The following is a 9,196-nucleotide window of genomic DNA, read 5'->3' as shown; positions in this document are numbered from 1 at the left end:
CCGCCCGCCCACTTCCCGATCTTTTCGCCTCTTCTTGTCCCTTTTTGCCCAGCCTCCACACCGAGGAGCGATGCCTCGTGACCATCACCCAGCCCGACCTGAGCATCTTCGAGACCCTGGAGTCCGAGGTGCGCAGTTACTGCCGCGGCTGGCCCACCGTCTTCGACCAGGCGCGCGGCAGCCGCATGTACGACGAGGACGGCCATGAGTACCTCGACTTCTTCGCGGGCGCCGGCTCGCTCAACTACGGCCACAACAACCCCGTCCTGAAACGGGCGCTGCTCGACTACCTGGAGCGCGACGGCGTCACCCACGGGCTCGACATGTCGACCACGGCCAAACGCACCTTCCTGCGGACCTTCCAGGACCTGGTCCTGCGGCCCCGCGACCTGCCGTACAAGGTGATGTTCCCGGGCCCGACCGGCACCAACGCGGTCGAGGCCGCGCTGAAGCTGGCCCGCAAGGCGAAGGGCCGCGAGGCCGTCGTGTCGTTCACCAACGCCTTCCACGGCATGTCGCTGGGCGCCCTCGCCGTCACCGGCAACGCCTTCAAGCGGGCCGGCGCCGGCATCCCGCTGGTGCACGGCACGCCGATGCCGTTCGACCACTACCTGGACGGCAAGGTCCCCGACTTCCTGTGGTTCGAACGGCTGCTGGAGGACCAGGGCTCCGGCTTCGACAAGCCGGCCGCCGTGATCGTCGAGACCGTGCAGGGCGAGGGCGGCGTCAATGTCGCCCGGGCCGAGTGGCTGCGTGCCCTGGCCGATCTGTGCGCGCGCCAGGACATGCTGCTGATCGTCGACGACATCCAGATGGGCTGCGGGCGCACCGGGGCCTTCTTCTCCTTCGAGGAGGCGGGCATCACCCCGGACATCGTCACCGTCTCCAAGTCCATCAGCGGCTACGGCCTGCCGATGTCGCTGTGCCTGTTCCGGCCCGAGCTGGACCTGTGGGAGCCGGGCGAGCACAACGGCACCTTCCGCGGCAACAATCCCGCGTTCGTCACGGCCACGGCCGCGCTGGAGACGTACTGGACCGACGGCCCGGCGATGGAGAAGCAGACCCGCGCCCGCGGTGAGCAGGTCGAGCAGTGGCTGGTCTCGATCGCCGAGGAGCACCGCGCCGACGTCGCGGAGTTCCGGGGCCGGGGCCTGGTGTGGGGCCTGGAGTTCCACGACAAGGGCCGCGCCGCGCGGATCGCCCGGCGCGCCTTCGACCTCGGGCTGCTGGTGGAGACCTCCGGCCCCGAGGGGGAGGTCGTCAAGCTGCTGCCGGCCCTGACCATCACCGCCGCGGAACTGGACGAGGGCATGCGTCTCCTCGCCCGCGCGGTCCACGAGACCGCCTGAACCACCCGGACCGAGCAACCGGGCAGCCGAGCACCCGAGCCAGGAGGTACGCACCACCGTGATCGTCCGTTCGTTCAAGGACATCGAAGGCACCGACCGGCACGTCAAGTCCAGGTCCGGCACCTGGGAGAGCAAGCGGATCATCCTCGCCAGGGAGAAGGTCGGCTTCTCCCTGCACGAGACGGTCCTGTACGCCGGCACGGAGACGTCGATGTGGTACGCCCACCACGTCGAGGCCGTCGTCTGCATCGAGGGCGAGGCCGAACTGACCGACCGCGAGACCGGGAGGACGTACACGATCACCCCCGGCACCGTGTACCTCCTCGACAAGCACGAGCGGCACACGCTGCGCGTCAAGGAGGACTTCCGCTGCATCTGCGTGTTCAACCCGCCCGTCACCGGACGGGAGGACCACGACGAGAACGGCGTCTACCCCCTGCTCACCGAACCCGAGGAGGTGTGACCCCATGACCGTCACCGATCTCTACCCCACCCGCGGCACCACCGAGGTGACCGTCCCTCGTCAGGACCCCGTCGTCTGGAACTCCCTCGACGCCCCCGGCCCGATCGCGGCGGACGACCTCAGGGCGTACGAGCGCGACGGCTTCCTCGCCGTCGACCAGCTGATCACCGAGGACGAGGTCGCCGTCTGCCGGCAGGAACTGGACCGGCTGGTGAACGACCCGGGGATCCGGGCCGACGAGCGCTCCGTCGTCGAGCCGAAGTCCAAGGAGATCCGCTCGGTCTTCGACGTGCACAGGATCAGCGAGGTGTTCGCGCAACTGGTGCGCGACGAGCGCGTCGTCGGCCGGGCCCGGCAGATCCTCGGCTCGGACGTGTACGTCCACCAGTCGCGGATCAACGTCAAGCCGGGCTTCGGGGCGAGCGGCTTCTACTGGCACTCGGACTTCGAGACCTGGCACGCCGAGGACGGCCTGCCGCGCATGCGGACGGTGTCCGTCTCGATCGCGCTGACCGAGAACTTCGAGACCAACGGCAGCCTGATGATCATGCCGGGGTCGCACAGGACCTTCCTCGGCTGCGCGGGGGCCACCCCGAAGGACAACTACAAGAAGTCGCTGCAGATGCAGGAGGCGGGCACCCCGTCCGACGAGGCGCTGACGGCGATGGCCTCGAAGCACGGCATCCGGCTGTTCACGGGCAGGCCCGGCTCCGCGGTCTGGTTCGACTGCAACTGCATGCACGGCTCCGGAGACAACATCACGCCGTATCCGCGCAGCAATGTGTTCATCGTGTTCAACAGCGTGGAGAACGCGGCGGTGGAGCCGTTCGCGGCTCCGGTGCGGCGGCCGGAGTTCCTCGGGGCGAGGGACTTCACCCCGGTGCGGTGAGAGCGGCGGGGTGAGCCGCCGTGCCCGGCGGGCAGGGGCCTTCTCCCGCGGGACGTCTCCATCCGCGGAGGAAACCGCGGGAGGGGACCGCGGATGGAAGGGCCCCTGTCCGCCGGCGCCGCGGGCGCTCACCCGGCCAGGACGTCCAGCAGGCGGTCGACGTCCTCGGGCGTGTTGTAGAGGTGGAAGGCGACCCGCAGATTGCCCGCCCGGGCGGCGACTTCGATGCCGGCGCCGCTCAACTCCTCCCTGCGGTGGTCGAGTCCGGGCACGGAGACGATCGGGGAGCCCGGCGCGGGAAGGGGCTCGTGCCCCAGCGAGCGCAGACCGGTGCGGAACCGTTCGGCGAGGGCCAGGTCATGGGCGCGCACGGCGGACACGCCGAGCTCCTCGACGAGTTCGAGGGAGCGGCGGGCACCGGCGTAGCAGAAGAGCGCGGGGCTCTCGTCGAACCGCCGTGCGGAGCGGGCGAGTTCCTCGATGGGGCCGTAGCAGCTGTCCCAGGGCCGCTCCCCCGCCACCCAGCCGGCGAACAGCGGGCTGAGGTCGCCGAGGTCCTCGGGGACGACCAGGAAGGCCACCCCCCGCGGGCAGAGCAGCCACTTGTAGGCGACGGCGGAGACGTAGTCGTGGGCGCTCGCGTCGAAGTCCAGCCAGCCGGCGGCCTGGGAGACGTCGATGTAGGTGCGCGCCCCGTGCTCGCGGGCGGCCTCCCGGATCGCGGACAGATCGGCGATCCGGCCGTCCGCCGACTGCACGGCGCTCACCGCGACCAGCGCCGTGCCGGGCCGTACCGCCTCGGCGAGCTGCTCCAGGGGGACGCTGCGCACCTTCAGATCGCGGCGGACGTGGAAGGGATTCACCGTGGAGCTGAAGTCGCCCTCGGCGGTGAGGACTTCGGCGCCCTCGGGCAGTGCCGCGGCGATCAGCCCGCTGTAGACGGCGACCGAGGAGCCGGCTGCCACACGGTGGACGGGAACCCCGGTCAGCCGGGCGAAGCAGGCGCGGGCGGCCTCGATGTCGGCGAACATGTCGAGAGGCCGGCCGGAGGCGGCCGTGTCCACGGCGGTGTGCAGGGCCCGTACCGCCCGGGCGGGGAGCAGCCCGAGGGCCGCGGTGTTCAGATAGGTGCTCTGCGGGGCGAACTCGGCACGGACGAGGCTCTCGAAGATCTCCATGGAACCACTGTGCTGTCCGGCGCGCCCCGGGTCCATTCCATTTTCCCTGCGCTTCCCGCGCGCTCCGCGTTCTTCTTCACGCCCTTCGCGCCCTTCGGGTTCTCCCGCGCGTTCCTCGCGCGGGAGACCTCGCACGCCGCTCGCGCATGCGCGCCGCCCGGGGCCCGCGCCAGGGCCCGGCCGGCTCAGCTCTGCGGCACCGCGCATCCGTCCGGTCCGCAGACGTCCCCGCCGCCCTGGACGACGGTCAGCGGCGCGCGCTCGCTCCAGGCCTGGGTGAGCGCCCGGGTGAAGACCTCGGCGGGCTGGGCGCCGGAGACCCCGTACTTCCGGTCGATCACGAAGAACGGCACTCCGGTGACCCCGAGCCGGGCGGCCTCCTGTTCGTCGGCGCGGACCTCGTCGGCGTAGGCACCGGGGTCGGCGAGCACCGTGCGGGCCTCGTCGGCGTCGAGCCCGGCGGAGACGGCCAGCTCCACCAGCCGTTCGTCGCCCTCGGTGAAGACGGAGCGCTCCTCGGCGAAGTTCGCCCGGTACAGCGCGTCCAGCAGTTCGCCCTGCCTGCCGCGTTCCTTGGCCAGGTGCAGCAGACGGTGCATGTCGAAGGTGCTGCCGTGGTCGCGGCCCCGGGTGCGGTACGCGAGCCCCTCGGCGGCGGCCTGCCGTCCCAGGTTCTCCTCACCGGCCTGCGCCTGCGCCTCGCTCATGCCGTACTTCCTGGCGAGCATGGTGAGCACGGGCTCGACGTCGTCCTTGGCCCGGTGCGGGTCCAGCTCGAAGGAGCGGTGCACCACCTCGACCTGGTCACGGTACGGGAAGTCCGCGAGCGCTCTCTCGAAGCGTGCCTTTCCCACGTAGCACCAGGGGCAGGCGATGTCCGACCAGATCTCGACGCGCATGTTCTCGGCTCTTTCCCGCTCGTACGGAAGCGGAGGAGGCGCCCTCCGCCGAGTCCTCGAACGTTTCAGCACCGCGCTTCATTCCCCCGCCGTGTCCCGCTCCCCGGTCACCGCGTACCGCAGGCGCAGATGGCGGTCGTCCTCGGCGGGCGGGTGCTCCGGGTCCGGGATCCAGCCCCGGCGGGCGTAGAAGCGGCGGGCGCGGTGGTTGTCGGCACGGACCCTCAGGACGGCCGTCCGCCTGCCGTCGGCGCGCCACTGCTCGGCGCAGGCCGTGTGCAGGGCCGTGCCGATGCCGGAGCCCCAGTGGTCGGGGTCGACGTGGAACTGGAGCAGCTCGACGGTGTCCGCGGTGCCGTCCGGCACGGTGCGGAAGGAGGCGACGCCGACGACACGGCCCCGGGCGACGGCGCACAGGACGTGCCGGTCGGGCCGCTCGACGGCGCCGCGCCAGGCCGCGGCCCCGTCGGTGCCGTCGTCCGGGGCTCCTTCCGGGTCGTACGTCGCCCGGGCCCGCGCGTGCAGCGCGGCGAGGGTCTCCGCCTCGGCGGACACGGCCGTACGGATCACCCGGCAGCCGCGCACACTGTCATTGATCATGAGAGAAAGGACGCGGATCGCGCCCTTCCGGTTCCCTGGGCGGGATCAGCGTTCCAGGCGGCCGTTGAAGCGGCGGGGCAGGCCGAGGGGGTTGTCGTCGCGCAGCTCGGGCGGGAGGAGGGCTTCCGGGACGTTCTGGTACGCCACCGGGCGCATCCAGCGTTCGATGGCCGTGGCGCCCACGGAGGTGGACGTGGAGGTCGTCGCCGGGTAGGGGCCGCCGTGGTGCTGGGCGGGGGCCACCGCGACGCCGGTGGGCCAGCCGTTGACGACGACACGTCCGGCGAGCGGGGTCAGCCGGGCCAGCAGTTCGGCGCCGCGTCCCCGGCCGGCCGCCTCCTCGGCGGACAGCTGCACGGCCGCGGCGAGGTTGCCGGGGAGGCGGGCCAGGACGGCCATGGCCTCGCTCTCGTCCCGGTAGCGGGCCACCACCGTGACCGGCCCGAAGCACTCCTCCAGGAGCACGTCGTACTCCCCCTTGCCGGTCAGCTTCCCGGCAGGGACGGTCAGGAAGCCCGCGCCGACCGTGTGCTCGCCGCCCGCGCCCGGGGTGACCGGCGCGTCGACACCGGGCAGGCCGGTGCGCTCGGCGATGCCGGCGAGGAAGGCGTCGCGGATCCGGTGGTCGAGCATCACCCCCGGCTCGGTGTTGCTGACGGCGTCGGTGAGCGCCGCGACCAGGGTGTCGCCGGCCTTTGTGGACGGCACCAGCACCAGGCCCGGCTTGACGCAGAACTGCCCGACGCCCAGCGTCATCGAGCCGGCCAGACCGGCCGCGATGTCCTCCGCCCGTTCGGCCGCCGCCGCCTCGGTGACGAGCACCGGGTTCAGCGAGCCCAGCTCGCCGTGGAAGGGGATCGGCACCTCCCGTGCGGCGGCGAGGTCGAACAGGGCCCGGCCGCCGCGCACGGAACCGGTGAAGCCGGCCGCGGCGATCAGCGGGTGCTTGATGAGCTCGACGCCCGCCTGGAAGCCGTGGACGAGACCGAGCACGCCCTCGGGGATGCCGTGCTCGGCGGCGGCTCCCCGCAGCACCCTGGCGACCAGCTCGGACAGCGCCGGGTGGTCGGGGTGGGCCTTGACGACGACCGGGCAGCCCGCGCCGAACGCGCTCGCGGTGTCGCCGCCGGCGACGGAGAAGGCGAAGGGGAAGTTGGAGGCGGCGTAGACGGCGACGACACCGAGCGGCACCTTGTAGCGGCGCAGGTCCGGGACCGGCGGGGTCGCGGAGCCGTCGGGGTGGTCGATGATCACGTCGAGGAAGGCGCCCTCGTCGACGACGTCCGCGAAGGCCCTCAACTGATGGCAGGTCCGGGCCAGTTCCCCGGTGAGCCGGACCGGGCCGAGTGCGGTCTCGGCGTCGGCGGCCTCGACGAGCTGGTCCCGGACCGCCTCGAGCCGGTCGGCGGCGGTGCGCAGGAAGGCCGCGCGCACGGTGCGGTCGGCGAGTGCGTCACGTGCCTCGTGGGCGGCTCGGACGACGGTGTCCACCTCTTCGGCCGTGGCCTCCACCGCGACCTGTTCCCGCTGTTTCCCGGTTCGGGGGTCGACGCTCCAGACTGGTGCTGCCACCGTGGTTCCCTCCACATGTCCTGCCGCGGTGTCCGACCGGTCGTCACGGTCGGTCCGGTGCGGCCTGGTTCGGGCCACCCACCAGGACGTTCGATATATTGAACGCCGTCTCTGATGATGAATACGGTGAGACTATAGCTGCGGCGTCTCGTCGAACGAAGGGGTCGAACGAAGGGGTCGAGGCCGATGGCGGCGGGCGGGGCAGGCGGCGGGGCGCAGGTCAAGTCCGCCGTACGGACCGTGGAGTTGCTCGAGTACTTCGCCGCCCGGCCCGGTATGCACTCCCTGGCCGAGGTCCAGGAGGCCGTCGGCTATCCCAAGTCCAGCCTGTACATGCTGCTGCGCACGCTCGTCGACCTGGGCTGGGTGGAGACCGACGCCACCGGCACGCGCTACGGCATCGGTGTGCGCGCGCTGCTCGTCGGCACCTCCTACATCGACGGCGACGAGGTGGTCGCGGCGGCCCGCCCGGCGCTGGACCGGCTGTCCGAGGACACCGCCGAGACCGTCCTTCTCGCCCGGCTGGACGGCACGAGCGTCGTCTGCCTGGCCACCCGTGCCTCGCAGCACCATCTGCGTCCCGTCACCCGGGTCGGCCGCCGGCTGCCCGTCCACTCCACCGCGCTCGGCAAGGCGCTGCTGAGCACCTACCCGGACGAGCAGGTGCGCAGGATGCTCCCCGGCACACTGTCCGCGCCGACCGAGCACACCATCACCGACCGCGAGGAGCTCATCGAGGAGCTGCACCGGATCCGTGAGCAGGGCTACGCCGTCGACCGCGAGGAGAACACCCTCGGCCTGTGCTGCTTCGGTGTGGCGATCCCGTACCGCACCCCGGCCCGGGACGCGGTCAGCTGCTCGATCCCCGTGGCCCGCCTGACGCCCGCCCGGGAAAGGACGGTGCGGGACGTGCTGTTCGACGCCCGCGACCGTCTGCTGCTCGCCACCCGGAGGCTGTGAGCCGCAAGGGCCGCGCCCCGCGCGGGACCCCGGGTGCGGCGGGCCGGCGGCGCCGGCGTGTGCGGCGCCCGGAAAGGCACCGCGGCGCACCGTGCGTCCGACGGTCTTCGGCTCACGCCTTCGTGACCGGATCGCGGACGGGCAGCGGGGCGTTCGCGGACGCCGCCGCCCGGCGTCCGAGGAGTTCCCGCGGGGAGGGGCCGCCCAGGAAGCACCACAGCGCGATCACCGGGTCGCAGATCGCGCAGCCCAGGGAGGAGTCGCCGAGGAACGGGATGATCGGGCTGCCCTCGAGGTGGTGCACCACGTCCCACGCGGTGTGCAGCAGCCAGCCGGCGCCGATGAAGTTCCACGACTCCAGGCCCCGGTAGGCGACACAGGTGACGAGCGCGGTGAACGCGAACTCCGCGCCGCCGAGTCCGCCGCCGCTGAGATAGGCGGCACCCGCTCCGGCGACCATGATCGCGTTCAGTCTCCGGCGGTGCGGCTCGCGGAGCAGCGACATGACCAGGGCGTAGAGCAGGCCGACGAGGACCGGCACGGCATGGGTGAGCATGCCGAGGACGCTAGGTCCGCGGCGGCCCGCGTCCCAGGGGCACGACGGACAGGTTCCGACGGATTCCCGCCCGCACGGCCCCGCGGATACGGAACCTGCCTCATCCGTGGGGCGGGGCCTTAGAGCGACGATCGGCAGGCATGACGACGACAGAACGACCCCTGGCGCGGGTGCTGCGCGACCGTACGGCGGGGCTGTGTCTGGCCGCCGTGGTGGTCTCCGGTTTCGGCACCTCGGCGCTGTGGCTGGCCGCGGGCGTGTGGGTCAAGGACCTCACCGGCTCGGACGGGCTGGCCGCGCTGTGCATGCTGGCGATGTGGGTCCCGTCCCTGGCCGGTCCGCCGCTCGGCGCCCTCGCCGACCGCACCCGCCGCGGCCCCCTGCTGATCCGGGCGAATCTGCTGCTGGCGGTGCTCCTGCTCAGCCTTCTCACCGTCGACTCCCCCGGCGACGTCCGGCTGCTGTACGCGGTGCTGTTCCTCTACGGCGCCACCGGCGTCGTGCACGACGCNNCTGGCGGGCGCCGGCCTGTACACGGCGTACGGCGGCACCTGCGTGGTGCTGCTCGACTCGGCCACCTTCCTGCTCGCCGCCGGCCTGTACGCCCTGCTGCGCGTCCGCGAGGACAGGCCCCGCCCCTCCGGGGACTCCTGGCGTGAGCACACCGTCGAGGGCGCCCGCCATCTGTGGTCCCATCCGCGGCTGCGGCCGCTGGTGCTGGCCGGCGGCG

The 9,196-nt window shown here is 72.4% G+C and carries 9 protein-coding genes and 1 pseudogene; 5 read left to right on the top strand and 5 right to left on the bottom strand.

Annotated features, from left to right (window positions below; translation table 11 throughout):
• Nucleotides 1-77: 77 nt before the first annotated feature.
• The 3 genes from ectB to thpD are packed head-to-tail and all read left to right on the top strand — an operon-like array spanning nt 78 to nt 2,701.
• Nucleotides 78-1,349 carry a diaminobutyrate--2-oxoglutarate transaminase gene (gene ectB / locus CCN35_RS16405; protein WP_067390571.1) on the top strand — a complete coding sequence of 424 codons (1,272 nt, stop codon included), beginning with the start codon at nt 78-80 and terminating at the stop codon, nt 1,347-1,349.
• Nucleotides 1,350-1,407: 58 nt separating this feature from the next.
• Nucleotides 1,408-1,812, top strand: coding sequence for an ectoine synthase (locus CCN35_RS16400; protein ID WP_067390568.1), 405 nt, complete (start codon nt 1,408-1,410; stop codon nt 1,810-1,812).
• Between the two features lie 4 nt (nt 1,813-1,816).
• On the top strand, nt 1,817-2,701 hold the full coding sequence (gene thpD, locus CCN35_RS16395; RefSeq protein ID WP_067390564.1) for an ectoine hydroxylase: 885 nt from the start codon (nt 1,817-1,819) through the stop codon (nt 2,699-2,701).
• 128 nt (nt 2,702-2,829) lie between these two features.
• Here thpD and CCN35_RS16390 read toward each other — a convergent pair whose 3' ends face one another.
• From CCN35_RS16390 to CCN35_RS16375, 4 genes are all read right to left on the bottom strand, one after another.
• Nucleotides 2,830-3,879 carry an aminotransferase class V-fold PLP-dependent enzyme gene (locus tag CCN35_RS16390; RefSeq protein WP_067390791.1) on the bottom strand — a complete coding sequence of 350 codons (1,050 nt, stop codon included), beginning with the start codon at nt 3,877-3,879 and terminating at the stop codon, nt 2,830-2,832.
• A 185-nt stretch (nt 3,880-4,064) separates the two neighbouring features.
• Nucleotides 4,065-4,778, bottom strand: a complete 714-nt coding sequence (locus CCN35_RS16385) for a DsbA family oxidoreductase (RefSeq protein ID WP_067390560.1) — start codon at nt 4,776-4,778, stop codon at nt 4,065-4,067.
• A 78-nt stretch (nt 4,779-4,856) separates the two neighbouring features.
• Nucleotides 4,857-5,378 carry a GNAT family N-acetyltransferase gene (locus CCN35_RS16380; RefSeq protein WP_211285533.1) on the bottom strand — a complete coding sequence of 174 codons (522 nt, stop codon included), beginning with the start codon at nt 5,376-5,378 and terminating at the stop codon, nt 4,857-4,859.
• 45 nt (nt 5,379-5,423) lie between these two features.
• A complete protein-coding gene (locus CCN35_RS16375) occupies nt 5,424-6,950 on the bottom strand; it encodes an aldehyde dehydrogenase (NADP(+)) (protein ID WP_079129583.1) in 1,527 nt (508 codons plus the stop codon).
• 186 nt (nt 6,951-7,136) lie between these two features.
• Here CCN35_RS16375 and CCN35_RS16370 point away from each other — a divergent pair, with 186 nt between their 5' ends.
• The gene (locus CCN35_RS16370) at nt 7,137-7,910 is read left to right on the top strand and encodes an IclR family transcriptional regulator (protein ID WP_067390554.1); all 774 of its coding nucleotides are present in this window, start codon (nt 7,137-7,139) and stop codon (nt 7,908-7,910) included.
• A gap of 112 nt (nt 7,911-8,022) precedes the next feature.
• Here CCN35_RS16370 and CCN35_RS16365 read toward each other — a convergent pair whose 3' ends face one another.
• Nucleotides 8,023-8,466: a DUF6010 family protein gene (locus CCN35_RS16365; RefSeq protein ID WP_067390551.1), complete on the bottom strand. Its 444-nt coding sequence runs from the start codon at nt 8,464-8,466 to the stop codon at nt 8,023-8,025.
• 140 nt (nt 8,467-8,606) lie between these two features.
• On the opposite strand from CCN35_RS16365, the pseudogene CCN35_RS16360 reads away from it, so the two are divergent.
• Nucleotides 8,607-9,196, top strand: a pseudogene (locus tag CCN35_RS16360) (MFS transporter); the annotation flags it as partial.

Origin of the sequence: Streptomyces thermovulgaris (genome assembly GCF_002155915.1) — a bacterium.
GTDB classification, from domain to species: Bacteria; Actinomycetota; Actinomycetes; order Streptomycetales; family Streptomycetaceae; genus Streptomyces; species Streptomyces thermovulgaris.
This window is presented reverse-complemented; position numbering and strand designations above follow the sequence as displayed.